A 25,429-nucleotide genomic window follows, 5' to 3' on the forward strand; every position below is an offset into this window, starting at 1 on the left:
GGGCGCTCAGGCCCCGCGCAGCCGCTCGATGGCCTGGCCCGCCACAGCGGCCAGGGCCTCAGCCGGCACCCGGTGGGGCGCGATCTCGGCCAGCGGCAGCAGCACGAAGGCGCGCTCGCGCCAGCGCGGGTGCGGCACGGTCAGCGTGGGCGAATCGATGCGGCCCTCGCCGTAGAACAGCAGGTCGAGGTCGAGCGTGCGCGGGGCGTGGCGGTAGGGCCGTTCGCGGCCGGCCGCGGTTTCGATGGCCTGCAGGGCGCCCAGCAGATCAGGCGCACTGAGCGTGGTGGCGATCTCGGCCACCGCGTTGACGAAGTCGGGGCCTTGCGCCTCGTGCGGCGCGCTGCGGTACAGGGACGAGGCGCGCACCAGCCGCAGGCCGGGGGTGTGGTCCAGGGCGCCGAGGGCCCCGCGCACGGCGGCCGCGGCCTGGCCCAGGTTGGCGCCGAGCGCGACGTAGGCCTGTAGCTCAGGCCGCCCCATCGCCTCCGGCGGGCGGGTTGCCCTCACCGCCTTCGCCGCCCTCCGTGCGCGCGGCGCCGCCGGGTTTGCGGCGTCGGCGGCGGCGCTTCTTGGCAGGCGCGCCGCCGGGTTCGGCGTCGGCCTCAGGCGCCTGCGAAGGCCCATCGCCCAGGGACTCGTCGTCGTCGCCGTCCTCGTCCACCGGGCGGAAGCGAGGGTCGTCGGACACGCCGCTCTGCGGGTGGTCCGGGTCGCCGCGCTTGACGCGCCGCGCCTTGGGCGCGCCCTTGCCGGCGTTGCGCTGGGCGTCCACCATGTCGCGGCGGCGCTCGTCGCTGGCCAGGCTGAAGGTCTCCCACCAGTGGGCGAGTTCCTCTTCCACCTCGCCCACCTGCGAGCGCAGGCGCAGGAAGTCGAAGCCGGCGCGGAAACGCGGCTGCTCCACCAGCGTGAAGACGCCGCTGCCCGTGCGCTTGTCGAAGCGCGGCTGCATGAGCCAGATCTCGCGCATGTCGGCGCCGAGCTTGCCGCGGCCCGACACGTCGCCGATGCGCGCGTCGAAGGCCTCGTCGATCGCGTCCTGCAGGGCCGCGAAGGCCGGCACGGGCTTGTGACCCGGGCGCGACTCGATGCGGCGCTCCCAGCCGCGGCGCACGTCGGCCCACAGCACGCAGGCCAGCAGGAAGCTGGGCGCCACCGGCTTGCTCTCGCCCACGCGGCGATCGGTGTCCTGCAGGGCCAGTTGCACGAAGGGGTCGTCGGCGCGCTGCACCACCACGTCGAGCAGCGGGTAGATGCCCCGGTCCAGGCCCAGGGCCTTGAGTTGCTGCAGGCTGGCCAGCGAATGGCCGGTCTGCAGCAGCTTGAGCATTTCGTCGAACAGGCGGCTTTGCGGGATGTCCTGCAGCAGCGACTTGGAGGCCTGCAGCGGCTCGCGCGTCTTGGCGTCGAGCTTGAAGCCCAGCGGCGAGAGCTTGGCCGCGAAGCGCACGGCGCGGATGATGCGCACCGGGTCCTCGCGGTAGCGCGTGGCGGCGTCGCCGATCATGCGCAGCTGCTTCTTCTGCGCGTCGCGGATGCCGTGGTGGAAGTCGACCACGGTCTGCGTCTCGGGGTCGTAGTACATGGCGTTGACCGAGAAGTCGCGGCGCGCCGCGTCCTGCTCGATCGGGCCCCAGACGTTGTCGCGCAGCACGCGCCCGCTGGCGTCCACCGCGTGCTTCATGCCCGAGAGCTCGCCCTTGCTGGTGCGCTCGTTGCCCGCCACCTGTTCGGCGTCGGCGCTGTCGAGGTAGGCGCGGAAGGTGGAGACCTCGATCACCTCGTGCTCGCGCCCGCGGCCGTAGACCACGTGCACGATGCGAAAGCGCCGGCCGATGATGAAGGCGCGCCGGAACAGGCCCTTGACCTGCTCGGGCGTGGCGTTGGTGGCGACGTCGAAGTCCTTGGGCCGCAGGCCCAGCAGCAGGTCGCGCACGGCGCCGCCGACGATGTAGGCCTCGAAGCCGGCCTGCTTGAGCGTGCGGACCACGTCCAGCGCGCGCTGGTCCACCAGCTTGGGGTCGATGCCGTGCACGCTGGCCGGCACGTCCTGGCGCTTGCCGAAGGGCGAGCCCGCGCGGGCGCCACTGGCCTTGCCCAGCAGCTTGTCGATGAATTTCTTGATCATTCGAAGAGATTGAGGATGCGCCAGCCGCGCTGCTTGGCGAGGGTGGCGAGGCGCTGATCGGGGTTGGTGGCCACCGGTTCGTCCACCTTCTCGAGCAGCGGCAGGTCGTTCATCGAGTCGCTGTAGAAGGTGCTGTGCGCCAGATCGGACCAGCGCAGGCCGCGATCGGCCAGCCATTGTTCCACACGGGCGACCTTGCCCTCGCGGAAGGAGGGGACGCCCGCGATGGCACCGGTGAGTTCGCCCGACGGATCGGTGGCCAGGTCAATGGCGATGAGCTGCTCGACGCCGAAGGCCTGGGCGATGGGCCGGGTGACGAAGGCGTTGGTGGCGGTGACGATGAGCACGGTGTCGCCCGCGTCCTGGTGGCGGCGCACCAGAGCGCGCGCGGCCTCGGTCATGGCCGGGCGGATCACCTCGGCCATGAAGCGCTCGTGCGCGCGCAGGCCCTCGGCCAGGCCGCGCTCGCGCACCGCGCCGGTGGCGAAGCGCACGTAGTCGTGGATGTCCAGGGTGCCGGCCTTGTAGTCGGCGTAGTAGCCGTCGTTGGCGCGGCGGAAGTCCTCGGCGTCGCGCCAGCCCAGGCGCACGGTGAATTCGCCCCAGGCGTGGTCGGAGTCCAGGGGGATGAGGGTGTGGTCGAGGTCGAAAAGGGCCAGTCGCATGGGGGAATGCCCGCTCACTCGTCTTCCAGCATGGATTTGATGAGCGGGATGGTGATCGCGCGCTGCGTGCGCAGCGCGTAGCCGTCGAGCCGCTCGAGCAGCAGCATCAGGCTGGAGAGGTCGCGCGAGAAGCGCTTGAGCATGAAGTCCATCACCTCGTCGCCGAGGAAGACGCCGCGCTCGTCGGCGGCGCGGCGCAGCACGGCGCGCCGCTCGGTCTCACCGAGCGCGCGCAGCTGGAACACATGGCCCCAGCCGAGGCGGGTGCGCAGGTCCTCGCGCAGCACCAGGTCGGCCGGCGGGCGGTCACCCGCGGCCAGCACCCAGCGCGCCGGGCCATGGGCCGGGGTCTGGGCGTTGACGAACCAGTTGAAAGCCATGGCCTGCTGGGCCGCCGTGTAGAGGTGGGTGTCGTCAAGCAGCACCGCGTCCCAGTGCTCGTCGTACTCGGCCGGGTCCAGGGTGCTGGCGTCCATCCAGCCCACGCGCGAGCCCTGCTCGCGCAGCGCCTCGCGCACGGCGCGCAGCAGGTGCGTCTTGCCGCTGCCGCTCTCGCCCCACAGGAACGTGGGCACCGGCGAGCGCAGGGGGTTGGGCACCCACAGACGCAGGTGGGCCAGCGCGGCCTCGTTGCCCACGCCCACGAAGTTGTCCAGCGTGGGCAGCGGCGCCAGGCCGATGTCCAGCGCGAGCTGCTTCATGGGCTGGCCGGGCGATGCACTCATGGCAGACGCGGTGGTTCGTTGTGGCCGACCGGCGCCTTGAGGTACAGGTCGCTCGACAGGTACTGGCGCTTGAGCCGGCGCAGCGCCACCAGCAGCACCGCGCTGGCCGGCAGCGCGATGAGCACGCCCACGAAGCCGAACAGGTGGCCGAAGGCCAGCAGCGCGAAGATCACCGAGATCGGGTGCAGGCCGATCGCCTCGCCCACCAGGCGCGGGGTGAAGTAATAGCTCTCCACGAGCTGGCCCAGCATGTAGACGCCGAACACCAGCGCCACGCCGGTGAAGGACTGGAACTCCAGCAGCGCCGCCAGCACGGCCAGCACCAGTCCCACGCCAAAGCCCAGGAAAGGCACGAAGGTGGCCAGGCCGGTGAACACGCCGATGGGCAGCGCCAGGTTGAGCCCCACCAGCGCCAGGCCCGCGGAATAGAACACCGCCAGGATGCCCATCACCATGAGCTGGCCGCGCAGGTACCTGCCGAGCACGCCATCGGTCTCGTCCAGGAAGCCCTGGACCGACTCGCGCCAGCGCGGCGGCACCAGCGCGCGGCCCCGGCCCATGAGGGCGCGCCAGTCGATCAGCAGGTAGAAGGCCACGATGGGCATGAGGAACAGATTGCCGAACAGCGCCGCCAGGGCGCTGCCGCCGATGCGCAGCGAGGACAGCAGGCCCGCCAGCAGCTCGCTTTCCTTGCCGCTCATGAGCTGGCTGGCCCATTGGCGCAGCTGGCTGATGTCCAGGCGCAACTCGAAACCGAAGCGCGCCGCCAGCGCGCTCAGGCCGTCGGCCAGGCGGTCCAGCAACACCGGCACCTGCTTGCTCAGCAGCGGCACCTGCTGGGTGATGACCGGCACGATGAGCAGCACCACCGCCAGCAGCACCAGCATCAGCAGCGCCACCGACAGCCCGGCCCCGAGCCAGCGCGGCCAGCCGCGCCCGGCCAGGCGTTCCACCAGGGGGTGCATGGCGTAGGCCATGATCAAGGCCACCATGAAGGGCATGAGCACGGGCGCCAGCAGCGTGAGCAGCAGGACCAGGACCAGCGCGATGGCGGTCCAGGCGGCGATGCGGATCTGGGTGGGGGTGAAGGTCATGGGGCGGGGCTCGGTGGCGGGCCTGGGGCCCGGGGCGAGCCCGTAAAATCCGGTTCTGGATTCTATCGGCGCGCCCCCGGGCGCCCCGGGTATCCGCCCTCCCCCCCGCCCGACCACTGCCCGCGGCCCCGCCGCCGCGCCTTTCCCCATGAGCACCACCCCCCTGTCCTACAAAGACGCCGGCGTCGACATCGATGCGGGCGACGCCCTGGTCGAGCGCATCAAGCCGCTGGCGAAAAAGACCCTGCGCGAGGGCGTGCTGGGCGGCATCGGGGGCTTCGGCGCCCTGTTCGAAGTGCCCAAGCGCTACCAAGAGCCGGTGCTGGTGAGCGGCACCGACGGCGTGGGCACCAAGCTCAAACTGGCCTTCGAATGGAATATGCACGACACCGTGGGCATCGACCTGGTGGGCATGAGCGTGAACGACGTGCTGGTGCAAGGCGCCGAACCGCTGTTTTTTCTCGACTACTTCGCCTGCGGCAAGCTCGACGTGGACACCGCCGCGGCCGTGGTTGGCGGCATCGCCAAGGGCTGCGAACTCTCGGGCTGCGCCCTCATCGGCGGCGAGACCGCCGAGATGCCCGGCATGTACCCCGCTGGCGAGTACGACCTGGCCGGCTTCTGCGTGGGCGCGGTGGAGAAATCCAAGATTCTCACGGGCAAGACCGTGGCCGAAGGCGACGTGGTGCTGGGCCTGGCCTCGCACGGCGTGCACTCCAACGGCTTCTCGCTGGTGCGCAAGTGCATCGAGCGCGCGGGCTCGAACCTGCCCGCCACGCTGGACGGCCTGCCCTTCCGCGAGGCGGTGATGAAGCCCACCCGCCTGTATGTGAAGAACGTGCTGGCCGCGCTGCAGCAACACCCCATCAAGGCCCTGGCCCACATCACCGGCGGCGGCCTGCTGGAGAACATCCCGCGCGTGCTGCCCGATGCCCTGGCCGCGCACCTGGTCAAGGGCAGCTGGCCGCAGACCGAGCTGTTTGCCTGGCTGCAGAAGACCGCGGGCATCGACGACATCGAGATGAACCGCACCTTCAACAACGGCATCGGCATGGTGGTGGTGATCGCCGCCGACCAGGCCGAGGCCTGCGCCGCCACGCTGCGCGGCCTGGGCGAAACCGTGCACGCCATCGGCCGCATCGCGCCGCGCGGCACCGGGGCGGCCGTGGTCGTGGCCTGAGAGGCCGCCGCGCCTAGGTGATGTCCTCGGACATCACCACCCGCACACCCGGCGTGGCCGTCAGCGCCGATTCCAGCAGCGTGCGGGCGATGGCCTCGGCCTGCACCACGCGCCAGCGCCGCGGCAGCACCGGCCGCAGGGCCTCGGCCAGGCGCAGGAACAGGCGCTCGCGCGGGCGGTCTTCCACACGGTCACCGCCGATCAGGCCCGGGCGCACCAGCGTGAGCGAGGGATAGCCCAGCGCCAGCAGGTCGCGCTCCACCTCGCCCTTGGTGCGGGAATAGAACACCCGCGAACGCAGGTCCGCCCCCAGCGCCGAATTGAAGGCGTAGGCCTGCGTGCCCTGGCGCAGCGCCAGCTCGGCCACGCGCAGCGGCAGGTCGTGGTCCACGCGGTAGAAGGCCTCGCGCGAGCCGGCCGCCTTCATGGTGGTGCCGATCGTACAGATCACCGCGTTCACGCCCCACCACTCGGCGTCTTCGGGCAGCCGGTCGAAGCTCACGAGGGGGTTCAGCAGCTTGGGGTGCGTGGGCAAGGCGCGCCGGGTGGGCGCCACCACCAGCCGCACCTGAGGATGCGCCAGCGCCTGGCGCAGCGCGTGGCTGCCCACCAGGCCGGTGGCGCCCGCGATCATCAGTGTTTTCAAGGAAAGGGCTCCGGGTCCAGGCTGCGGTGAGGCCCGGCTCTGCGTCGATATTCGTTGCAGCTCATGCGGCGCGTCAACCGCGCTTACACGCCGATACGGGACCAGGCCCTCAGTTCATGGCGCGCCGCAGGGTCTGCAGGCGCTGCTCGATGGCGCTGCGCTCCAGGGCGTCGTCGGTGCGGTCGACAAAGGTCTCGAGGTCGTTCACCGCCAGCCGCAGATCGCCGATCTCAGCCCAGGCCAGGCCGCGGTCGCGGTACTCCACCCAGGCCTCGGGCAGCAGCACGATCAGGCGGTCCTGCACGGCCACCAGGCGCAGCCAGTCGGACTGCGTGCGGTGGATTTCCTTGAGGTTGCGCAGCAGCCGCGCCAGGATCTCGCGCGGCGTGGCCGCCTGCAGGTACAGGCCCACGGGCACGTCGAAGTCGTCCACCAGGCCGTTGCGGCGCTTGTAGGGCTCCAGGCGCTCGGACAGGTCCTCGCGGCTGAGCGACTGGCCGGTGAACGGGTCGATCACCACCTGCCCGTTGGGCAGGTTGATCTTGATCATGAAATGCCCGGGGAAATTGACGCCTCGCGCCTTCAGGCCCAGGCCCTGGGCCAGCTCCAGCCAGAGCACGGCCAGCGAGATGGGGATGCCCCGGCGCGTGCGCAGCACCGCGTTGAGGTAGCTGTTGTCGGGGTCGTAGTAGTTGTTGACGTTGCCGCCGAACCCCATGTCGCGGAAGAAGAACTGGTTGAGCACGCGCAGGCGCTGCAGCGGGCCGGCGTCGTCTGGGCAGCGGCGCCTCACGCGCGCAAGCATCTGGTCCACGTCGCCCAGCACCTGCTGCACGTCCAGATCGGGGTATTCGTCCTGCGCCACCGCGGCCGCCGCCTCGAACAGCGGCAGGGCCTCGTCGTCACGCACGAGCGACGCGAAGTAGCTCAGGGGCGTGGGCGCGGTGAACTCGTACGGAAGGGCCATGGACGGAGCGCCGGCGGGTGCGGTCCAGCTATTGTCGGACGAACTGGCGCAAGTTCAAGCCCGAGAGAACCAAGGCCCCGAAATACAAGGCGCCCGCCCCCACGATGCCCAAGGTCAGCAGGCCCACGCGCTGCAGCGCGGCGCCCTCGAACCCCAGCCAGCCCACCCGCGCCGACAGCCAGGTGAGGTAGACCGCTAGCAGCACGCTGGCCGCCAGTACCTGCAGGCCGAACTTGGCCCAGCCCGGCGCCGGCCGGTAGGCGCCACGCCGGCGCAGACCCATCAGCAGGAACGCCGCGTTCACCAGCGCCCCCAAGCCAATGGCCAGCGCCAACCCGGCGTGCGCCAGGTGCGGCACCAGCACCAGGTTGAGCGCCTGCGTAAGCACGAGCACCCCAATGGCGATCTTCACCGGCGTACGGATGTCCTGGCGCGCGTAGAAGCCCGGCGCCAGCACCTTGATGGCGATCAGCCCGATCAAGCCCGCCCCGTAGCCCATCAGGGCGGTGGCGGTCTGCTGCACGTCGGCCGCGCCGAAGCGGCCGTAGTGGTAGAGCACCGCGACCAGCGGCTGGGCAAAGGTGAGCAGCGCCACCGCGCAGGGCACGGCCAGCAGGACCACCAGGCGCAGACCCCAGTCGAGCAGGCCGCTGTAGCGATCTGTGTCGCCTGCAGCCTGCGCGGCCGACAATTGCGGCAGCAGCACCACCCCCAGGGCCACGCCCAGCAGGGCCGTGGGGAACTCCATCAGGCGGTCGGCGTAGGTGAGCCAGCTCACACTGCCCACGGCCAGGTGCGAGGCGATCTGGGTGTTGATCAGCAGCGACAGCTGGGCCACGCTCACGCCCAGCAGCGCCGGCAGCATGAGCGTGAGCACCCGGCGCGTGCCCGGGTGGTTCCAGGCGGCCTTGACCGCGCCCCAGCCCAGCCCCACCCGCGGCCACAGGCCCAGGCGGTGCAGCGCGGGCACCTGCGCGCCCAGCTGCAGCGCTCCGCCCAGCAGCACGCCGCCGGCCATGGCGTAGATGGGCGGCAGGCCCAGGCGCTCGAACCAGGGAGCGCCGAACCAGGCGGCGGCGATCATGGCCAGGTTGAGCAGCACCGGCGTGGCCGCTGGCACCGCAAAGCGCTTCCAGGTGTTCAGGATGCCGGCCGCCAGCGCCACGAAGGACATGAAGCCGATGTAGGGGAACATCCAGCGCGTCATGACCACGGCGGCGTCGAAGCTCTCGGGCGACTGCTTGAGCCCGGCCGCCATGGCGTAGACCAGCACCGGCGCGGCCAGCACGCCCAGCACGCAGGTGGCCAGCAGCACCCAGGCCAGCACGGTGGCGATCTGGTCGACCAGGCGGTGGGTGGCCTCGTCGCCCTCCTGGGCGCGGGTGCCGGCCAGCACCGGCACGAAGGCCTGGCTGAAAGCGCCCTCGGCGAACAGCCGCCGCAGCAGGTTGGGGATGCGGAAGGCCACGTTGAAGGCGTCCGTCATGGCGCTGGCGCCAAAGGTGGCCGCCATGAGCAGCTCGCGCACCAGGCCGGTGATGCGCGAGGCCAGGGTCAGCAGGGAGACGAGGGAGGCGGACTTGAACAGCGACACGGCGCAGAGTGTAAGCGGCCCCTAACCGGCAGCCGACGGGTGTGTCTGGGACGGCCAGGGGCACCGGGCTATAATCGCGGGCTTTGCTGGCAACATCCACAAACACCTAAGGAATACACCATGGCCACCAAGCCGAAGAAAAAGAACCCCCGCCTGGCGTCGGGCCGCAAGCGCGCGCGCCAGGACGTCAAGCTCAACGCCGCCAACAGCTCGCTGCGCTCGAAGTACCGCACCGCGGTGAAGAACGTCGAGAAGGCCGTCGTCGCCGGCGACAAGGCCAAGGCCACCGAGCTGTTCGCCAAGATGCAGGCCGTTGTCGACACCATCGCCGACAAGGGCATCTTCCACAAGAACAAGGCCGCTCGCGACAAGAGCCGCCTGTCCGCGAAGGTCAAGGGCCTGGCCGCCGCGGCCTGAGCCTCACCACCAGCCGCCCGGGCCCCTCGGGGCCTGCCGTTTGAATCGGGTGCGCTGCCAGCAAAGCAAAAAAGCCGTCGTCAGACGGCTTTTTTGTTGCCCGCTCGTTGTCAGTCCTTGGGTGGGGGCTCGGGGAGCAGGCAGGCCTCGGCCACCTGCAGGTCGTTGTCGCGCGCGAAGTTGAGGCAGAAATCCCAGGCCATGGGCTCGGCCTCGCGCAGTTCGCCATTCACCACCACGCACTTGATGCCGTTGACGACGGTGGGCACACACCAGGGGGAATAGCTCAGGTGGCTGCCCGGTTGCACGCCGCCGGGGCGAAAGCCGCTCATGACGCCGGCGAGGCGTTCGGCCCAATCGCTCGGGCGAAAGGTGCGTCCATCGCGGGTGATGCCCTGGATGAACACTTGCTTGGGCGTGGGTGCTGCCATCGGGTGGAGGGTACGCCTCGGATGGAGGGCTCGTGCGGGAATCGGGCCTTCGCGGCGACCGGGATCGCCGGCCGGGAGGGCAGCCAAGAATTATATCTTATATAAGACTTGTGGCACCCCGGCGACCCCCGGCAGGGCATGGCACCGATGCCCAGGCGTCATCGATCCCGTGCAAAACGTGTGCCTACAATCGCGCTTCAACGGCTCCCCTCCTGCCCCGCAGGCGTTGAGCCGATTTCTTTTTTCTGGCCCGCCCTCGGAGAGTCCCCGCATGAACGCCGCGCTGAAACCCGTCGCCTCGCCCCACGTGATGAACACCTACGGCCGCCTGCCGATCGCGCTGTCGCACGGCCGAGGCTGCCGCGTGTGGGACACGAACGGCAAGGAATACCTCGACGGGCTCGCCGGCATCGCCGTCAACACCCTGGGGCACGCCCACCCCAAGCTGGTGCCCGCGCTGCAGGACCAGATCGCCAAGCTGATCCACAGCAGCAACTACTACCACGTGCCCGACCAGGAACGCCTGGCGCAGATGCTGGTGGAGCGCTCCGGCCTCACCAACGTGTTCTTCTGCAGCACCGGCCTGGAAGCCAACGAGGCCGCGCTCAAGCTGGCGCGCAAGTACGGCCACGACAAGGGCATCGAGCGCCCCGAGATCGTGGTCTACGAGAAGGCCTTCCACGGCCGCTCCATCGCCACGCTGTCGGCCACCGGCAACCCCAAGGTGCAGGCCGGCTTCGGCCCGCTGGTCGAAGGCTTCGTGCGCGTGCCCGCGAACGACATCGAGGCGCTGAAGAAGGCCACCGCGAACAACCCCAACGTGGTCGCCGTGTTCTTCGAGACCATCCAGGGCGAAGGCGGCATCAACCCGATGCGCGCCCAGTACCTGAAGGATGTGCGCGCCCTGTGCGACGAGCGCGACTGGCTGCTCATGATCGACGAGGTGCAGTGCGGCATGGGCCGCACCGGCAAGTGGTTCGCCCACCAGTGGGCCGGCATCGTGCCCGACGTGATGCCCCTGGCCAAGGGCCTGGGCTCGGGCGTGACCATCGGCGCCGTCGTGGCCGGCCCTAAGGCGGCCAACATCTTCCAGCCGGGCAACCACGGCACCACCTTCGGCGGCAACCCGCTGTCCATGCGCGCGGGCGTCGAGACCATCCGCATCATGGAAGAGGAAGGCCTGCTGGCCAACGCGGAGCGCGTGGGCGCGCACCTGCGCGCCGCCCTGGAAAAGGGCCTGGCCGGCGAGGCCGGCGTGAAGGACATCCGCGGCCAGGGCCTGATGCTGGGCATCGAGCTGGCCAAGCCCTGCGGCGCCATCCTGCAGCGCGCGGCCGACGCCGGCCTGCTGCTGTCGGTGACGGCCGACAGCGTGATCCGACTGGTGCCGCCGCTGATCCTCAGCACGGCCGAGGCCGATGAAATCGCCGCCATCCTGGTGCCGCTGGTCAAGGCCTTCCTGGCGGAGTGAGCGCGCCCATGTCGACCACCATCCGCCACTACCTGCAGTTCAAGGACCTGGGCGCCGAGGAATACGCGCACCTTTTCGAGCGCGCGGCCTTCATCAAGCGCAAGTTCAAGGCGGTCGAGAAGTACCAGCCCTTCGCCGACCCCGACCGCACCCTGGCCCTGATCTTCGAGAAGGCGAGCACGCGCACGCGCGTGAGCTTCGAGGCCGGCATGTACCAGATGGGCGGCTCGGTGGTGCACCTGACCACCGGCGACAGCCAGCTCGGCCGCGCCGAGCCCATCGAGGACAGCGCGCGCGTCATCAGCCGCATGGTCGACCTGGTGATGATCCGCACCTTCGAGCAGGCCAAGATCGAGCGCTTCGCCGCGCATTCGCGCGTGCCGGTCATCAACGGCCTGACCAACGAGTTCCACCCCTGCCAGATCCTGGCCGACCTGTTCACCCTGGTGGAGTACCGCCCCGCGCCGAGCGGCAAGCCCCTGGACGCGATCCGCGGCAAGGTGGTGGCCTGGGTGGGCGACGGCAACAACATGGCCAACACCTGGCTGCAGGCGGCCGAGCTGCTGGGCTTCACCGTGCACGTGAGCACGCCCGGCGGCTACGAGGTCGACCCCGTGCTCGCCGGCATCAGCAACCGCGACTGCTACAAGGTGTTCAAGGACCCGCGCGAGGCCTGCCGCGGCGCCGACCTGGTGACCACCGACGTCTGGACCAGCATGGGCTTCGAGGCCGAGAACGAGGTACGCCGCCAGGCCTTCGCCCAGTGGTGCGTGGACGAGGCCATGATGAAGCTCGCCAAGCCCGACGCGCTCTTCATGCACTGCCTGCCCGCGCACCGCGGCGAGGAGGTCGCCGCCGAGGTGATCGACGGCCCGCAGAGCGTGGTCTGGGACGAGGCCGAGAACCGCATGCACGCGCAAAAGGCCCTGATGGAGTACCTGCTGCTGGGCCGCAGGAACTGAACCACCCCCGCCGCGCTTCGCGCGACCCCCTCCAGGGGGCGGCATCTGCGGCCCGGCAAAACCGGTTCCGCGATGCCCTGGACCCAGTCACTTCGCCCGACAAACACCGGTATGTCCCACTGCGTATCTTGCGGCGCCTGCTGCGCGTGCTTTCGCGTGGACTTCTCGGTCCACGAGATGGAGGACATGGGCGGCAGCGTGCCCAGCGGCCTGGCGGTGGAGCTCACCGCCAGCACCATGCGCCTGCGCGGCACCGACCATTCGCCGCCGCGCTGCGCGGCGCTGACCGGCCGGGTGGGCCAGAAAGCCAGCTGCGGCATCTACGAATGGCGGCCCTCGCCCTGCCGCGAGTTCGAGGAAGGCAGCGAGGCCTGCACCCGCGCCCGCGCCCGGCACCAGTTGCCGCCACTCGACGGCGCGGCGTGAACACCGCCCCGAAACTTCAGACCTGAAGTTTTCCGTCAGCTGTTGGCAATAACCGACACCACGGGTATTTTTGCGGTGCTACCTTCGCCGCGCCATGAAAACGCTCTGGGACATTTCCCCTCCTGTTCACGCGGGCGCACCGGTGTTTCCCGGTGACACCGCGTACGCGCAGCAGTGGGTCGCCCGCATCGGCCCCGGCTGCCCGGTGAACGTCAGCGCGATCACGCTTTCCCCCCACGTGGGCGCGCACGCCGACGCACCGCTGCACTACGACCCGCACGGCGCGCCCATCGGCGAGGTGCCGCTGGACGCCTTCATCGGCCCCTGCCGCGTGATCCACGCGATCGGTGCCGGCCCGCTGATCCGGCCCGAACACCTCGCGCACGCGCTGACGGACCCGCCGCCGCGCGTGCTCGTGCGCGCCTATGCCCGCATGCCGCAGGACGCCTTCGACCAGGACCTGCCCGCCTTCGCGCCCGAGACCGTGGAGCAACTCGCCGGCCTCGGCGTGGTGCTCATCGGCATCGACAGCGCCAGCATCGACCCGGCGAGCAGCAAGGCGCTGGACAGCCACCAGGTGATCCGCCGCCGCGGCCTGCGCGTGCTGGAAAACCTGCTGCTCGACGGCGTGCCCGAAGGCGACTACGAACTCATCGCCCTGCCCCTGAAGCTCAGCACCGCCGACGCCTCCCCCGTGCGCGCGGTGCTGCGATCGCTCTGACCCCGATCCGTCCGGCCCGAGCCCCCGAAGGCCTTTCCACCACCATGACCACCACCCGACAAGACTGCCGCGCGCTCGACGCGAACGACCCGCTGCGCGCGCTGCGCGATCTCTTCGACATCCCCGCGGACACGATCTACCTCGACGGCAACTCGCTCGGCGCCATGCCGCGCTCGGCGCCCGCGCGCGTGGCCGAGGTGGTCACCACCGAATGGGGCCGCGACCTGATCCGCAGCTGGAACAGCGCCGGCTGGTTCGAGATGCCGCGCAAGGTGGGCGACCAGATCGCGCGCCTGATCGGCGCCGCGCCGGGCACCACCATCGCCACCGACAGCACCAGCGTCAACCTGTTCAAGGCGCTCAGCGCCGCGCTGCGCATCAGCGCCGAGACCCGCCCCGGCCGCTGGCGCATCGTCAGTGAACGCAGCAACTTCCCCACCGACCTCTACATCGCCGAGGCCCTGTGCAAGGACAAAGGCTGGGAGCTGGTGCTGGTGGAGCCGCAAGAAATCGCCGAGGCCCTGAAGGACGACAGGCTGGCGATCCTGATGCTCACGCACGTGAACTACCGCACCGGCGCCATGCACGACATGGCCGCCATCACCCAGGCCGCGCACGCCGCCGGCGCCCTGGTGGTCTGGGACCTGGCGCACAGCGCCGGCGCGGTGCCCGTGGACCTGACCGGCGCCGACGCCGACTTCGCCGTGGGCTGCGGCTACAAGTACCTCAACGGCGGCCCCGGTGCACCGGCCTTCGTCTGGGTGAACCCCAAGCACGCCGAGCGCTGCTGGCAGCCGCTGGCCGGCTGGTGGGGCCACGACAAGCCCTTCGCCTTCACGCCCGACTACCAGCCGGCGCCCGGCATCGTGCGCTACCAGTGCGGCACCCAGCCCATGATCAGCCTGGCCGCCCTCGAGTGCGGCGTGGCCACCCTGCTGGCGGCCGAGCCCCTGGGCGGCATGGCGGCGCTGCGGCGCAAGTCGCTGGCGCTCACCGACCTGTTCATCGCGCTGGTGGAAGAACGCTGCGCGGGCCACGGCCTTTCGCTGGTCACGCCGCGCGAGCACGCGCGGCGCGGCTCGCAGGTCTGCCTCTCGATCACCGTGAACCCCCACGCTCCACCGCTTCACGGGTCGCTGCCCCCCGAGGGGGCGCCCACCGGCTTGGGGCGGCCCGGCGCCGGTGGCGAAGGCGCCTACGCCATCGTCCAGGCCCTGATCGCGCGCGGCGTGATCGGCGACTACCGCGCGGGCGACGGCGCGGGCCACCCCGACATCCTGCGCTTCGGCTTCACGCCGCTGTACCTGGGCTTCGAGGACGTGTGGAACGCCGTCGAGCACCTGCGCCAGGTGCTGGAAAGCGGCGAGTGGCAGCGGCCCGAGTTCAATCGCCAGCACGCGGTGACCTGAATGCCTTGCCCGCACGACCCCATGAACGACAGCCCCCAACGCCCCGAGGACGTGGTGCGCGAGGAGCGCGCCCAACTCGACTTCAGCCACGACATGAGCTACGGCGACTACCTGCAGCTCGACGCCGTGCTCAACGCGCAGAAGCCGCTGTCGCCCGCGCACGACGAGATGCTCTTCATCGTGCAACACCAGACCAGCGAGCTGTGGATGAAGCTCATGCTGCACGAGCTGCACGCGGCCGTGGCCCACATCGCGCGCGACGAACTGCCGCCGGCCTTCAAGATGCTCGCGCGCGTGAGCCGCATCATGGAACAGCTGGTGCACGCCTGGGACGTGCTGGCCACCATGACGCCGCCCGAGTACAGCGCACTGCGGCCCTACCTGGCGCGCTCCAGCGGCTTCCAGAGCCACCAGTACCGCTGCATCGAGTTCGCCATGGGCAACAAGAACGCCGCCATGCTGCAGCCGCACGCCCACCACCCGCAGCGACTGGCCACGGTGCGCGCCGCCTACGAAGCGCCCTCGCTCTACGACGAATGCCTGCGCCTGCTCGCGCGGCGCGGCCTGCCGGTGCCGCAGAGCCACCTGCAGCGCGACTGGACCCAGCCCTACGAGGCCAGCGACGCCGTGGAACAGGCCTGGCTGATCGTCTACCGCGACCCCAAGGCCCACTGGGACCTGTACCAGCTTGGCGAAGAGCTCACCGACCTGGAGGACACCTTCCGGCTCTGGCGCTTCCGCCACGTCACCACGGTGGAACGCGTGATCGGCTTCAAGCGCGGCACCGGCGGCACCGGCGGCGTGAGCTACCTGCGCAAGATGCTCGACGTGGTGCTGTTCCCCGAGATCTGGCGCCTGCGCACCGACCTCTGAGGCCGCTCAGAGCGGCCCGCGCAGGCTGTCCACGGGGTTGGGCGGCCCCCGCCAGGCGCGCTCGCAGTCGGCGCGCGCGCGCCGGAAGACCTCCTCGCCCAGGCCCGCGCGCAGCTCCAGCATGAGCGGCCGCACCCAGCGCGCCGCGGCCTCGCGCCCCACCAGGTCCACCAGCGTGGCCCAGCCCATGGCCAGCCGTTCATAGGCCTGAGCCGGCTCGCCGCGCTCCACGTGCACGGCGGCGGCCTGGCTCACGGCGTCCAGGTAGGTGATGGCATCGCGCACCTCCAGCGCGCCCCGGCGCGCCATGTCCAGGCGCTGCAGGGCCTCGGCGCGCTCGCCCAGGGCCCGCGAGAGGCGCGCGCCCAGCAGGCCGCGCCGCGCGGCGGCGTCGCCGGAGCTGTCGCCGATCACCGCCAGGCCCTGCCAGAGCTCGTCAGCCCGCCGGGGGTCGTGGTTCATCAGGGCGGCCACGGCCGCCAGCCGGGCCGCCTCGGCATCGCCCGACAGCCCCTGCGCGGAAAACAGGCTGGCCGCCCGCAGGAAGCGCTGCGTCGCGCCTTCGGTGTCGCCCACGGACAGCGACTCGCGGGCCTGCGCCAGCAAGGTGTCCGCCACATCGTGTGCCCGCTCTCGGGCGTTCTCGGTCGTCCAGCCCACCGGGCCGGGCACGGTGTCGTCGTACGCACCCATGACCGCCTCCTTTGCGCCGCCCGCAGGGGCCGCCAGCCGAAGCTTAGATCAGCCGGCGATGCCGCCGGCCCCGTTTTCTCCCCTATGCAGAAATGGGCATAGCACGCGCCCGCAGCCCCACGCCGGAACCCCGGCCAGCCCTGCGCCACAGAGCCGGCAGCGCTGTCACACCGCTCGCCCCACCGGCCCATGTCCACCTCACTTGAACTGCTTCTGGGCCCCGCGCCCTCCGGCACCCCCACCCACCTGCGGCGGCTGCGCAGCGACGACGGCATCGCGCTGCGCCTCATCAGCAACGCGGGCGACGACCAGGTGATGCTGCTCAGTTCGCCCGGCCGCCTGCCGCCCGGCACCGAGCTGGACACCCCACAGGGCCTGTGGCACCACACGCTGGCGCACCCGCGCCGCCCGGGCTTGCGGCTGTCGCTGGTGGTGCCAGTGGGCAGCGCCCGCGTCCACCTGATGGATGTCTGGCCACGGCACGCCGTGCCACCGCAGGCCCTGGCCGAGGTGCTCGACGAACACAGCCGGCGCCACCGGCTCTGGCGCGAGGCGCTGGCCGCGGACGCCCCTCAGGGCGACGGGGACAGCGGCGATGCGCCCCTCACGCCCGACCACCCGGCCGCCCTGCCCTACCCATTCGCCTGACCAGCGCCGCACACCCCCTTGCTGCCTCTGTCCACGCGCCCTCTGTCCCCATGAATCGCCACACCGCCCCGTTCCCTCCCGCTGGGAACAGACCACCGGTCTTCCTGCCACGGCAGCAGGTCCCGCCCGCGCGGCACGCGGCGCCGAACACCGTGGTGCCAACCCCATTCCCCATGCCGGGGTACCAGCCCGACCACACGGTCGTGAACACGCTCACCAGCCAGTCCCTGGCATGGCTGGAGGAGAACGACCTGAGGTTCGACTTTGGGCAAGGCTTCGACTTTGTCCCCTTGCCTTCACCGCCCGGTTCACCGCCCCCCGCCGACGACAACCCGCCCGGGCCACACCCGTCGAACAACACCCTTCCACCGGTGCTGAGGGCCCTCCACCACATCAACGAAAAGCAGAAGAGCCAGGCACACCGCCAACTAAAGCAATGCACGACGATAGAGCAGGCCCTGGTGGAGATGCTGGCGGCCAGCAACTCAGGGACGCACAGCCATGGCCCCGCCCCCATGCGGGTGGGGTCCGTGCTCGGGTTGGTGGCCAGGCTGCCGCTGAACTCGCGTGTGCGGGAAACGTTTGCCTGCATGTGTCTCATTCGAATGCGCATGGAACGCAGCGCCATGGGGGTGGCCAATCGCTACATCGACCTGGCGAATACACTGCCCCGCCAGTTCCCGGCTGATGAACTGGGGCCGTACCAGCAAGTCCTCATCGCGTGTGGCCGACTGGCGATCCAACAGATCCGCGACGAAGACGCTGAGCATTTCAAGAAGCAGCCAAGCGAGGCGCTCGACGCGCTGGCTCGCATTGAAAACAGGCTGAACGACTACGAGGCCCAGCCCTGCGTCCAACCACAGGTATCGATTGAGGAGTTGCGCCGGCAGGTCGGCGTTCGGTATCCGCAGCGCGGCACGCCCTCGGCGTCAAGCTTGAAGCGCCGCCATGAGCAGACGGTCACCGAAACGACGCAAGAGGATCCCGACGGCGGGGCAGATGAAGAGCGCATTTCTCCGGCGCGTACCCCCGCCTGGGGGCCGTCGCGCTTCGCCGGTGAACTGCACGCGATGGTGTCCGGCGGCCGCTTGATCGTGCGGCAACCGGTCGCTCAGGCCCTGCGGGCTTTCGCCACCTGCCCCAACCGGCAAGGCCTGAGCAGGGCCCTGCCCAGCATCCCGGATGCACAAGGATTTCTGGACATGCTGGACCTGATGCTCGGCCTGAACCCATCGGCGGCGGGCGAGCTCGCGCTGCACACGGCACTCAACTACATCGAACGTGGCCTGCTCATGCCGAACGCCATTGCCGAAGCCGTGGTCCGCGCCTTGCCCCTGGTGAACACCTGGCCCAAGGACATAGCCTTCACGCTCCCGCTGATGTCCCAGTTGAACCAGCAACCCGCCCTGGTTCGCGAGGCGGTGACCCGCTTGATCGACCGCCTGCTGCGCGCCCGCTCGTGATCGACCGCACCCGCGGCCCCCGGCATCGGCCGCGGGCGCCGGCCCTCGCTCAGCTCGGGCGGATGTTGTTGCGCCGGATCACGTCGGCCATGGCGGCGGTGTCGGCCTTGATGCGGCGCGCCAGGCCCTCCGGCGAGGTGCCGGCCACGGCCCAACCCTGGTTCAGGATCTTCTCGCGCACCTCGGGGCGGCGCACGATCTCGCTGAGCAGCGTGGCCAGCCGGTTCACGTGCGCCTTGGGCAGGCTGTTGGGCGCGGCCACGGCGTTCCAGATCTCCAGCTGGAAGTCCTTCACGCCGGCTTCGGCCAGGCTGGGCACGTCGGGCACCACGGCGCTGCGGCCGGCCGAGGTGACGCCGATGGCGTGCAGCTTGCCGGCCTTGACCTGCGCCATGGCCAGGCCCGGCGGCAGCAGCGACATCTGGATCTGCCCGCCGATCATGGCCGCCATCACCTGCGGGTTGCCGGGGTACGGCACGTGCACCGCGCCCAGGCCGGCGCGCGACTTCAGCAGCTCCATGCCCAGGTGCGCCACCGTGCCGATGCCCGGCGTGCCGTAGTTCCACTTGTCGCCGTTGCGGCGCGCGGCCTCCAGGAAGGCGCGCGCATCGGCGGGCGTGCCCGGCGCGCCCGCCAGCAGCAGCGGTGCCACGGCGATCAGCGACACCGGCGTGAGATCGGTGAGGGGGTCGTAGGTGGTGGCGGGGTTGAGGATCTTGGCGATCGTCATGTTGCCGTTGATCATCAGCCCGATGGTGTGGTCATCGTCGGCGCGCGCCACCTGGGCGGCGGCCACGTTGCCGCCGGCGCCAGGGCGGTTCTCCACCACCACCGGCTGGCCCAGCAGGCCCTGCAGCGGGTCGGCCAGGGTGCGGGCCATCAGGTCGGGCGAGGAGCCGCCGGGAAAGCCCACCACGATCTTGAGCGGGCGGCTGGGCCACGCGGGCTGGGCCAGGGCGGCGGGCAGCGCGGCGGCGGCGGCCAGGGCGGCACCGGTGGCGATGGCTTGGCGTCGGGTGGTGGGCTTCAGTGGCATGGGGGTCTCCAGCGGTTGTCAGGGGTTCGCGGAAGCGGGCCGGGGCGGGACGCCCGGGCCGGCGTAGAGCCAGGGATTGTCCAACAGGCGTTCGCCCAGCACGCCCATGGCGGTGTCGCGGCCCAGACGCAGCAGGCCGCTGGCGTGGAAGATGCGCCCATTGCGGCGCGAGCGGCGTTGCACGCGGGCGTTGCGGGACCAGCGCGCCTGGGCGTAGCGTGCGAAGCGCTCGGGCCAGTCGGCCGCCGTGGCGCCCCGCGCGAGGTGCCCCAGGACCCAGGCGTCTTCCAGGGCCATGGCCGCGCCCTGCGCGAGGTAGGGGCGCATGGGGTGCGCGGCGTCGCCCAGCAGGGCCACCGCGCCGCGCGCCATGTCGGCGGGGCCACGCAACGGATCGCGGTCGTGCAGCACCCAGCGCGTCCAGCCGGGCACGGCGGCCAGCCAGTCGGCCAGCGGTCCGGCGACGGGGCCGAGCGCGGCGCGCAGCTCGCCGGCCTCGGCCGGCTGCGACCAGCTGCTGGCCTCCAGCCCGCCCGCCTCGCCCTGCACCACGGCCACCAGGTTGAAAGCCTCCCCGCGCCGCACGGGGTAGTGCACCACGTGCAGCCGGGGGCCCAACCACACGCCCACCGCGGAGTCGCGCATCGCGGCGGGCAGCGCCGCCACGGGGATCAGGCCGCGGTAGGCCAGGTGGCCGGTGCGGCGGGGCGGCGCGGCGTCGAAACCGCCCTGGCGCACGCGGCTCCAGAGGCCGTCGCAGCCGATCAAGGCCTGGCCGGCCAATTGGTCGCCGCTGGCCAAGGTGAGCGACACGCCCGGCCCACTCGGCCCACTCGGCCGCCAGGACTCGGCGCGTGCGCCCAGGCGCCACGACACGCAAACCTCCTGCGCCACGGCGCGCTGCAGCAGCGCGTGCAGGTCGGCGCGGTGCAGGCAGGCATAGGCCTGGCCGTGGCGCGCCACGGCGGCCTCGCCCAGCGTCAGTTGGCCCAGCGAGCGGCCGCTGCGCGCGTCGCGCACGCGCAGCGCCTCGGGAAAGGCGGCGGCCTCGCGCAGCGCGGGCAGCAGGCCCCAGTCGGCCAGCACGCGCACCGCGTTGGGACCCAATTGCAGGCCCGCGCCGATCTCGCCGAACGCGGGGGCCTGTTCCAAGACGGTGACGGCCTGGCCTTGGCGCGCCAGGGCCAGGGCCGCACCCAGTCCGCCGATGCCGGCACCGGCCACGAGCAAGGGAAGGTTCATGCGGGGGATGGTACCGACGCGGAACACCCAGCCAGCCCCCGCCACGAAACGCATTGCGCCGTCCATTCGCTCAATCACGGAGAACACCCTTGAACCGCAATACCCCTACGTATCCCCCCTTCAGGCAGCCACATCTCTACCCCCCGCAATACCCCCACCCACAAGCACCGAGCGCCTCGCCCAGCGGCATTTCGCCACCAACCACCCAGCAGCAGCGCTACATCTACCCCCCTCCGGACGCCCTCATCCACCAGCCGCACACCGGAAACAACACAAGCTTTCCGATTTTTTGCCTGACGACAGAGAGCGCCGACTGCCATCGACTGCCCGAAGCCGCTTCACCAGTCCACCCGATTCAATCCCTCACCGAAACAGAGCGCAGCGACGCCAGCCCCTCGCCCATTGCCTGCGGCAGCGCCGAGTCCCGTGATGACTCCCCTCCGCGTCGAACGAACACACCACCCGAACTCAACCAATTGCGGTTGCAATCCATCACGGAACTGGCGGACACGTTCCAGAACTTCGGGAACACCGTGGCATTCACCGGCCACCCGATGGACCGGCACAGCCACCAATCGATCACCGCTATTCAGCGGGAACTGCTCCGCCACGGCCGAGAACTGCAGGCCAGGCTATTGACCCAGGTTCCGCCTCGACCACCGGCGAATCGCCCCGTTCCCCACCCCTACCTGCCAGGGCAGTTTCTGGACATGCCGTCGAACGGACAGGTGGACATGCACGCCCCCCCACTCTTTTCCAACAACCTCTACCAGGCCGTTGCACAGCAAACACCACAACACCCTGGAACGGCTTTCACCCCCCTGGTTCCGAATAGCCCCTGGGATACGCCGCCTCCGCAAGGGACGCCCGGCCACCAGGGACATCCGCCGCACACCCCGTCGCCGCCATTCACGCAGACGTCTCTCCCGGCACCCCCCCGTACACCCTTCGTCGCCCCTGCGGCCAGCGCCACAACGGCATGGGCATTGGCCCGCCGGGTCAGTGACCTGATGACGCTCGACCCCCAAATCCCCCTGTCGGCCTTAAAGATCATCAAGCCGCTGTCCACCTGCCCGGACCGGCATCACATGGCCGAGGTGCTCTCCAACGACAACCTGAAGTTCTTCCCCCATGCCCTGGAGTGGCTGGCCCGTTTCGACGGCGAGAAGGCCAATGAACTCGGTGTGTGTGCGCTGCTTCATTTCGTCGAAGTTGACGAGATCGTGCCGAGCAGCCTGACCAATGCCCTGCTGTCGGTCCTGCAAGGCGCCAAGACATGGCCCCGGGATGCGAAAGACGTGGGCCTTCTCCTGGGCAAACTGAAGCAGCAACCGGATACGCGCTTTTACGCGGCCACGAACGCGCTCATTGGCCGCCTGCTCTGCCCGGACCAGTGATCCGTCGGCCGCCAAACGCCCGCGCGGCGCCAGGCGCCGTTGTCACAGCACCCGCTTGAACCACACCAGCGACAGCCCCGCCGCCAGCACCACCAGCCCCGCGGCCAGCAAGGCCAGCAGCCCGGAGACTTCGGTCTCCTTCTTCTCCACCGTCAGGCGCGAGCTCAGCGACTGGTAGATCTGTTTCAGGTTCTCGGCGGTGCCGGCGTAGAAGTACTCGGCCTTGGTGGTGCGCGCCACGTCCTTGAGCGTGTCCTCGTCCAGGCGCACGCGCATGGACCAGCCCTCGAAACCGATCACCTCGCCCTCGACCGTGCCCACGCCCACGGTGTAGACGCGCACGCCCCGGTCGGCCGCCATCTTCGCGGCCTCGGCCGTGTCCACGCCGGTGGTGCGCTGGCCGTCGGTGAGCAGGATGATCGCGGCCGAACCGTACGAGCCCGGTTCCACCGGCTGGAAGGCCTTCTCCTCGGTGTTGCGCGGCTGGTCAAGCGAGCGGCCGCGCGGCGCGAAGGGGTCGGTGTTGCGGCTGTAGGTCATGTCGGTCAGGCTGATGCGCTGATCGGGAAACAGCTCGGACAGCGAGACCACGATGGCGCTGCCGATGGCGGTGGCGCGCTGCAGTTGGAACTTGTCGATGGCGGTCACCAGGTCTTCGCGGCTGAGGGTGATCGGCTGCACCACCTGGGCCGAGCCGGCGAAGGCCACGATGCCCACCTTCACGTGGCGCGGCAGCTCGGCCAGAAAGGCCTTGGCCGCGTTCTGCGAGGCCACCAGGCGGTTGGGCAAGACGTCCTCGGCGCGCATGCTGCCCGACACGTCCATCGCCAGGATGATGGTCTGCTGGGTGGACGGCAGCGTGATGCTGGCCGTGGGCCGCGCCGCCGCCAGCAGCATGGCCGCCAGCGCCAGCAACAGCAGCATCGGCGGCACGTGGCGCCGCCAGCCCGGGCCCTTGCCCAGGGCCTCGCGCACGATGGACAGGTTGGCGTAGCGCAGCGCCGTGCGCTGGCGCCGGCGCAGCAGCCACAGGTAGAGCAGCACCAGCAGCGGCAGGGCCAGCAGCAGCCACAGCATCTGCGGCCACAGGAAGCTCACGGGCGGCAGCCATCCGTTCATAGCAAAACCTCCGCGCGATGCGCTGCGGTGCGTGCCCCTTCGGGCGGCCGTGCGGTGCTCATGCGCGCACTCCTTCTCGGGTTCGGCGAGGCAGTTGCGTGGGCATGGGCCGCCCGAGCGCACCGTGGCGCACGCGCCGCTCGCGCAGGTCCACGAAGCGCAGCACCGCGTCGGTCAGGTCCTCGTCGGTGGCGAGTTCCAGCGTGTCCACGCCAGCGCGCGCCAGGCTGTCGCGCAACTGCGCCTCGCGCTGCGCGGCGATCCGCGCGAAGCGCTGGCGAAAGCCCTTGTCGTTCGTGTCGACCACGATCTGCTCGCCGGTTTCGGCGTCGCGGATGGGGATCAGGCCCAGGTCGGGCAACTCCAGCTCCAGCGGGTCGACCAGGCGCACGGCCACCACGTCGTGGCGGCGCGCCAGCTCGCCCAGCGGCCGTTCCCAACCGGGCTGGCTGATGAAGTCGGACACCACGAAAACGGTGCTGCGCTGGCGCACGGTGAAGACGGCGCTGCGCAACAGGTCGCCCAGGCGCGTGGCGGCGTTGCCGGCGGGCGCGGGCGCTTTCCCGGCCGAGGCGGGCATGAGCATCTGCAGCAGGCGCAGCACGTGCAGGCGCCCGCCGCGCGCCGGCAGCATGGCCTCCACCCGCGCGCGGCCGCGCGAGCCGTACACCATGGCGCCCACGCGGTTGCCCTGGCCCGAGATGAGGCGCCCCAGCACCGCGGTGAAGCGCAGCAGCACGTCGATCTTGCGCTGCTCGCCCGAGCCGAAATCCACCGAGGGACTGAGGTCGAGCAGGAACCAGGCCGCCATCTCGCGGTCCTCGGTGAACACCCGCACGTGCGGCTGTTGCAGCCGCGCCGTGACGTTCCAGTCGATGTGGCGCACATCGTCGTGCAGCTGGTACTCGCGCAGGTCGGCCAGGTCCAGGCCGCTGCCGCGCATGAGGGTCTTGTAGTGGCCCTGCAGCAGGCCGTCGAGCCGGCGCAGCACGGTCCACTCCAACTGGCGCAGCAGCGCATCGGCGCGCTGCGCGGCGGGCGCCCTCCCCGCCTCGCCGGGGGGCGCGGTGGGGGCTCGGCCGAACAGGCGCTTGAACATATCAGGCCACGCGCTTTTCCGCTTCCAGCGGGCGCGCTGGCGGCGGGATGTGTTTCATGATGCGCGCGATCAGCGCATCGCTGGTGAGGCCTTCGGACAGGCCCTCGTAGGACAGCACCACGCGGTGGCGCAGCACATCGGGCACCAGGTCGACCATGTCCTCGGGCAGGGCGTAGGCGCGGCCGCGCATCATGGCCAGGGCGCGCGCGCCTTCCACCAGGCCAATGGTGGCGCGCGGGCTGGCGCCGAAGGTGATGAGACCGGCCATGTCCTTGATGCCGTGCCTGTCCGGGTAGCGCGTGGCCGACACCAGGCGCACCGCGTACTGCACCAGCGAGGGGTCCACGTAGACCTCGCGGCACAGCGCCTGCAGCGCGGCCAGCTGTTCGGTGGTGGCGACCGCGTTCACCCGCACCGCGGGGCCGGTGACGCGCTCGACGATGACGTACTCCTCCTCGTCGCTGGGGTAGTCCACCAGCACCTTCATCATGAAGCGGTCCACCTGCGCCTCGGGCAGCGGGTAGGTGCCTTCAGTCTCGATCGGGTTCTGCGTGGCCATCACCACGAAGGGCCGCGGCACGGGGTGCGTCTCGCCCGCGATGGTCACCTGGCGCTCCTGCATCACCTCCAGCAGCGCGCTCTGCACCTTGGCCGGCGCGCGGTTGATCTCGTCGGCCAGCAGCAGGTTGGCGAACACCGGGCCAAGCGCGGTGCTGAAATCGCCGGTCTTCTGGTTGTAGATGCGCGTGCCGACCAGGTCGGCCGGCACCAGGTCGGGCGTGAACTGGATGCGCTTGAAGCGCCCCTGGATCGCCTCGGCCAGCGTTTTCACGGTGAGCGTCTTGGCCAGACCGGGCACGCCCTCCACCAGCAGGTGGCCCTGCGCCAGCAGCCCCACCATCACGCGCTCGAGGAACCGGTCCTGGCCGACGACCACGCGCTTGACCTCGTAGAGGATCTCTTCCATCAGCTGGGCGGTCTCGGGGGCGTTGGTGTCGCTCATGAAGGGCTCCGGTCGGT

At 70.6% G+C, this 25,429-nt stretch carries 26 protein-coding genes; 11 read left to right on the plus strand and 15 right to left on the minus strand.

The features are described 5' to 3' along the window. Window positions 1-6: 6 nt before the first annotated feature. Genes folK through JNX00_RS15600 form a run of 5 tightly spaced genes read right to left on the minus strand, consistent with a single transcriptional unit; the run spans window position 7 to window position 4,615 of the window. The gene (gene folK / locus JNX00_RS15580) at window positions 7-483 is read right to left on the minus strand and encodes a 2-amino-4-hydroxy-6-hydroxymethyldihydropteridine diphosphokinase (RefSeq protein WP_070397584.1); all 477 of its coding nucleotides are present in this window, start codon (window positions 481-483) and stop codon (window positions 7-9) included. Continuing rightward, a complete protein-coding gene (pcnB, locus tag JNX00_RS15585; RefSeq protein WP_204742827.1) occupies window positions 470-2,131 on the minus strand; it encodes a polynucleotide adenylyltransferase PcnB in 1,662 nt (553 codons plus the stop codon). Before pcnB ends, folK begins: the two co-directional genes overlap by 14 nt. Further along, window positions 2,128-2,796, minus strand: coding sequence for an HAD family hydrolase (locus tag JNX00_RS15590; RefSeq protein WP_070397582.1), 669 nt, complete (start codon window positions 2,794-2,796; stop codon window positions 2,128-2,130). The genes pcnB and JNX00_RS15590 overlap by 4 nt, the downstream gene beginning before the upstream one ends. 14 nt (window positions 2,797-2,810) lie before the next feature. Then, on the minus strand, window positions 2,811-3,497 hold the full coding sequence (gene hda, locus JNX00_RS15595; RefSeq protein WP_070397581.1) for a DnaA regulatory inactivator Hda: 687 nt from the start codon (window positions 3,495-3,497) through the stop codon (window positions 2,811-2,813). Between the two features lie 20 nt (window positions 3,498-3,517). Continuing rightward, window positions 3,518-4,615 (minus strand): AI-2E family transporter, encoded by a 1,098-nt coding sequence (locus JNX00_RS15600; protein ID WP_070397580.1) that lies wholly within the window; start codon window positions 4,613-4,615, stop codon window positions 3,518-3,520. Window positions 4,616-4,763: 148 nt separating this feature from the next. Here JNX00_RS15600 and purM point away from each other — a divergent pair, with 148 nt between their 5' ends. Next, window positions 4,764-5,795 carry a phosphoribosylformylglycinamidine cyclo-ligase gene (purM, locus tag JNX00_RS15605; protein ID WP_070397579.1) on the plus strand — a complete coding sequence of 344 codons (1,032 nt, stop codon included), beginning with the start codon at window positions 4,764-4,766 and terminating at the stop codon, window positions 5,793-5,795. 13 nt (window positions 5,796-5,808) lie between these two features. Here purM and JNX00_RS15610 read toward each other — a convergent pair whose 3' ends face one another. The 3 genes from JNX00_RS15610 to murJ all read right to left on the minus strand — a co-directional run bounded on the left by JNX00_RS15610 (window position 5,809) and on the right by murJ (window position 9,002). Then, window positions 5,809-6,429: an NAD-dependent epimerase/dehydratase family protein gene (locus JNX00_RS15610; protein ID WP_070397578.1), complete on the minus strand. Its 621-nt coding sequence runs from the start codon at window positions 6,427-6,429 to the stop codon at window positions 5,809-5,811. A 121-nt stretch (window positions 6,430-6,550) separates the two neighbouring features. Next, complete coding sequence (locus tag JNX00_RS15615) at window positions 6,551-7,408, minus strand: tetratricopeptide repeat protein (protein ID WP_070397577.1); 858 nt, start codon at window positions 7,406-7,408, stop codon at window positions 6,551-6,553. 28 nt (window positions 7,409-7,436) lie between these two features. After that, the gene (gene murJ / locus JNX00_RS15620; protein ID WP_204742828.1) at window positions 7,437-9,002 is read right to left on the minus strand and encodes a murein biosynthesis integral membrane protein MurJ; all 1,566 of its coding nucleotides are present in this window, start codon (window positions 9,000-9,002) and stop codon (window positions 7,437-7,439) included. Between the two features lie 120 nt (window positions 9,003-9,122). On the opposite strand from murJ, the gene rpsT reads away from it, so the two are divergent. After that, entirely contained in the window at window positions 9,123-9,419 is a 297-nt protein-coding gene (gene rpsT / locus JNX00_RS15625) for a 30S ribosomal protein S20 (RefSeq protein ID WP_070397575.1), read from the plus strand. Window positions 9,420-9,529: 110 nt separating this feature from the next. Here the strand turns inward: rpsT and JNX00_RS15630 are convergent, their stop codons facing one another. Further along, window positions 9,530-9,850: a DUF3579 domain-containing protein gene (locus JNX00_RS15630; protein ID WP_204742829.1), complete on the minus strand. Its 321-nt coding sequence runs from the start codon at window positions 9,848-9,850 to the stop codon at window positions 9,530-9,532. A gap of 271 nt (window positions 9,851-10,121) precedes the next feature. Here JNX00_RS15630 and JNX00_RS15635 point away from each other — a divergent pair, with 271 nt between their 5' ends. From JNX00_RS15635 to kynA, 6 genes are all read left to right on the plus strand, one after another. Continuing rightward, complete coding sequence (locus JNX00_RS15635; RefSeq protein ID WP_070397573.1) at window positions 10,122-11,321, plus strand: aspartate aminotransferase family protein; 1,200 nt, start codon at window positions 10,122-10,124, stop codon at window positions 11,319-11,321. 8 nt (window positions 11,322-11,329) lie between these two features. Then, window positions 11,330-12,283 (plus strand): ornithine carbamoyltransferase, encoded by a 954-nt coding sequence (gene argF, locus JNX00_RS15640; RefSeq protein ID WP_204742830.1) that lies wholly within the window; start codon window positions 11,330-11,332, stop codon window positions 12,281-12,283. Window positions 12,284-12,394: 111 nt separating this feature from the next. After that, a complete protein-coding gene (locus JNX00_RS15645; RefSeq protein WP_070397571.1) occupies window positions 12,395-12,709 on the plus strand; it encodes a YkgJ family cysteine cluster protein in 315 nt (104 codons plus the stop codon). 94 nt (window positions 12,710-12,803) lie between these two features. Continuing rightward, on the plus strand, window positions 12,804-13,430 hold the full coding sequence (gene kynB / locus JNX00_RS15650) for an arylformamidase (RefSeq protein WP_204742831.1): 627 nt from the start codon (window positions 12,804-12,806) through the stop codon (window positions 13,428-13,430). Between the two features lie 44 nt (window positions 13,431-13,474). Beyond that, window positions 13,475-14,839, plus strand: coding sequence for a kynureninase (gene kynU / locus JNX00_RS15655; RefSeq protein WP_204742832.1), 1,365 nt, complete (start codon window positions 13,475-13,477; stop codon window positions 14,837-14,839). A gap of 21 nt (window positions 14,840-14,860) precedes the next feature. Next, on the plus strand, window positions 14,861-15,712 hold the full coding sequence (gene kynA, locus JNX00_RS15660; RefSeq protein ID WP_204742833.1) for a tryptophan 2,3-dioxygenase: 852 nt from the start codon (window positions 14,861-14,863) through the stop codon (window positions 15,710-15,712). A 6-nt stretch (window positions 15,713-15,718) separates the two neighbouring features. Here the strand turns inward: kynA and JNX00_RS15665 are convergent, their stop codons facing one another. Next, on the minus strand, window positions 15,719-16,405 hold the full coding sequence (locus JNX00_RS15665) for a hypothetical protein (protein WP_204742834.1): 687 nt from the start codon (window positions 16,403-16,405) through the stop codon (window positions 15,719-15,721). Between the two features lie 189 nt (window positions 16,406-16,594). On the opposite strand from JNX00_RS15665, the gene JNX00_RS15670 reads away from it, so the two are divergent. Then, the gene (locus JNX00_RS15670) at window positions 16,595-17,053 is read left to right on the plus strand and encodes a hypothetical protein (RefSeq protein WP_204742835.1); all 459 of its coding nucleotides are present in this window, start codon (window positions 16,595-16,597) and stop codon (window positions 17,051-17,053) included. A gap of 203 nt (window positions 17,054-17,256) precedes the next feature. Next, window positions 17,257-18,516, plus strand: coding sequence for a hypothetical protein (locus JNX00_RS15675; RefSeq protein ID WP_204742836.1), 1,260 nt, complete (start codon window positions 17,257-17,259; stop codon window positions 18,514-18,516). A gap of 49 nt (window positions 18,517-18,565) precedes the next feature. Here JNX00_RS15675 and JNX00_RS15680 read toward each other — a convergent pair whose 3' ends face one another. Together JNX00_RS15680 and JNX00_RS15685 are read right to left on the minus strand one after the other, a co-directional pair. Continuing rightward, window positions 18,566-19,552 carry a tripartite tricarboxylate transporter substrate binding protein gene (locus JNX00_RS15680; RefSeq protein WP_204742837.1) on the minus strand — a complete coding sequence of 329 codons (987 nt, stop codon included), beginning with the start codon at window positions 19,550-19,552 and terminating at the stop codon, window positions 18,566-18,568. An 18-nt stretch (window positions 19,553-19,570) separates the two neighbouring features. Continuing rightward, complete coding sequence (locus JNX00_RS15685; protein ID WP_204742838.1) at window positions 19,571-20,794, minus strand: FAD-dependent monooxygenase; 1,224 nt, start codon at window positions 20,792-20,794, stop codon at window positions 19,571-19,573. A gap of 89 nt (window positions 20,795-20,883) precedes the next feature. Between JNX00_RS15685 and JNX00_RS15690 the strand changes: the two genes are divergently transcribed. Beyond that, a complete protein-coding gene (locus JNX00_RS15690; protein ID WP_204742839.1) occupies window positions 20,884-22,191 on the plus strand; it encodes a hypothetical protein in 1,308 nt (435 codons plus the stop codon). A 42-nt stretch (window positions 22,192-22,233) separates the two neighbouring features. Here the strand turns inward: JNX00_RS15690 and JNX00_RS15695 are convergent, their stop codons facing one another. From JNX00_RS15695 to JNX00_RS15705, 3 genes are all read right to left on the minus strand, one after another. Then, window positions 22,234-23,289 (minus strand): VWA domain-containing protein, encoded by a 1,056-nt coding sequence (locus tag JNX00_RS15695; protein ID WP_204745081.1) that lies wholly within the window; start codon window positions 23,287-23,289, stop codon window positions 22,234-22,236. Between the two features lie 79 nt (window positions 23,290-23,368). Beyond that, entirely contained in the window at window positions 23,369-24,409 is a 1,041-nt protein-coding gene (locus tag JNX00_RS15700; protein ID WP_204742840.1) for a DUF58 domain-containing protein, read from the minus strand. 1 nt (window position 24,410) lies between these two features. Beyond that, window positions 24,411-25,412 carry an AAA family ATPase gene (locus tag JNX00_RS15705; RefSeq protein WP_070397560.1) on the minus strand — a complete coding sequence of 334 codons (1,002 nt, stop codon included), beginning with the start codon at window positions 25,410-25,412 and terminating at the stop codon, window positions 24,411-24,413. Window positions 25,413-25,429: the final 17 nt, after the last annotated feature.

The sequence above is a fragment of the Hydrogenophaga sp. YM1 genome, from assembly GCF_016903055.1.
In the GTDB taxonomy this organism is placed as follows: domain Bacteria; phylum Pseudomonadota; class Gammaproteobacteria; order Burkholderiales; family Burkholderiaceae_C; genus Hydrogenophaga; species Hydrogenophaga borbori.

Coding starts and splice junctions, on each gene's coding strand:
- JNX00_RS15590 (WP_070397582.1), bottom strand. CDS start 2,796: ATGCGACTGGCCCTTTTCGACCTCGACCACACCCTCATCCCCCTGGAC.
- kynB (WP_204742831.1), top strand. CDS start 12,804: ATGAAAACGCTCTGGGACATTTCCCCTCCTGTTCACGCGGGCGCACCG.
- JNX00_RS15670 (WP_204742835.1), top strand. CDS start 16,595: ATGTCCACCTCACTTGAACTGCTTCTGGGCCCCGCGCCCTCCGGCACC.
- JNX00_RS15700 (WP_204742840.1), bottom strand. CDS start 24,409: ATGTTCAAGCGCCTGTTCGGCCGAGCCCCCACCGCGCCCCCCGGCGAG.
- hda (WP_070397581.1), bottom strand. CDS start 3,497: ATGAAGCAGCTCGCGCTGGACATCGGCCTGGCGCCGCTGCCCACGCTG.
- kynA (WP_204742833.1), top strand. CDS start 14,861: ATGAACGACAGCCCCCAACGCCCCGAGGACGTGGTGCGCGAGGAGCGC.
- JNX00_RS15600 (WP_070397580.1), bottom strand. CDS start 4,615: ATGACCTTCACCCCCACCCAGATCCGCATCGCCGCCTGGACCGCCATC.
- pcnB (WP_204742827.1), bottom strand. CDS start 2,131: ATGATCAAGAAATTCATCGACAAGCTGCTGGGCAAGGCCAGTGGCGCC.
- kynU (WP_204742832.1), top strand. CDS start 13,475: ATGACCACCACCCGACAAGACTGCCGCGCGCTCGACGCGAACGACCCG.
- JNX00_RS15615 (WP_070397577.1), bottom strand. CDS start 7,408: ATGGCCCTTCCGTACGAGTTCACCGCGCCCACGCCCCTGAGCTACTTC.
- JNX00_RS15685 (WP_204742838.1), bottom strand. CDS start 20,794: ATGAACCTTCCCTTGCTCGTGGCCGGTGCCGGCATCGGCGGACTGGGT.
- JNX00_RS15645 (WP_070397571.1), top strand. CDS start 12,395: ATGTCCCACTGCGTATCTTGCGGCGCCTGCTGCGCGTGCTTTCGCGTG.
- JNX00_RS15610 (WP_070397578.1), bottom strand. CDS start 6,429: ATGATCGCGGGCGCCACCGGCCTGGTGGGCAGCCACGCGCTGCGCCAG.
- argF (WP_204742830.1), top strand. CDS start 11,330: ATGTCGACCACCATCCGCCACTACCTGCAGTTCAAGGACCTGGGCGCC.
- JNX00_RS15705 (WP_070397560.1), bottom strand. CDS start 25,412: ATGAGCGACACCAACGCCCCCGAGACCGCCCAGCTGATGGAAGAGATC.
- rpsT (WP_070397575.1), top strand. CDS start 9,123: ATGGCCACCAAGCCGAAGAAAAAGAACCCCCGCCTGGCGTCGGGCCGC.
- JNX00_RS15630 (WP_204742829.1), bottom strand. CDS start 9,850: ATGGCAGCACCCACGCCCAAGCAAGTGTTCATCCAGGGCATCACCCGC.
- folK (WP_070397584.1), bottom strand. CDS start 483: ATGGGGCGGCCTGAGCTACAGGCCTACGTCGCGCTCGGCGCCAACCTG.
- JNX00_RS15680 (WP_204742837.1), bottom strand. CDS start 19,552: ATGCCACTGAAGCCCACCACCCGACGCCAAGCCATCGCCACCGGTGCC.
- purM (WP_070397579.1), top strand. CDS start 4,764: ATGAGCACCACCCCCCTGTCCTACAAAGACGCCGGCGTCGACATCGAT.
- JNX00_RS15665 (WP_204742834.1), bottom strand. CDS start 16,405: ATGGGTGCGTACGACGACACCGTGCCCGGCCCGGTGGGCTGGACGACC.
- JNX00_RS15635 (WP_070397573.1), top strand. CDS start 10,122: ATGAACGCCGCGCTGAAACCCGTCGCCTCGCCCCACGTGATGAACACC.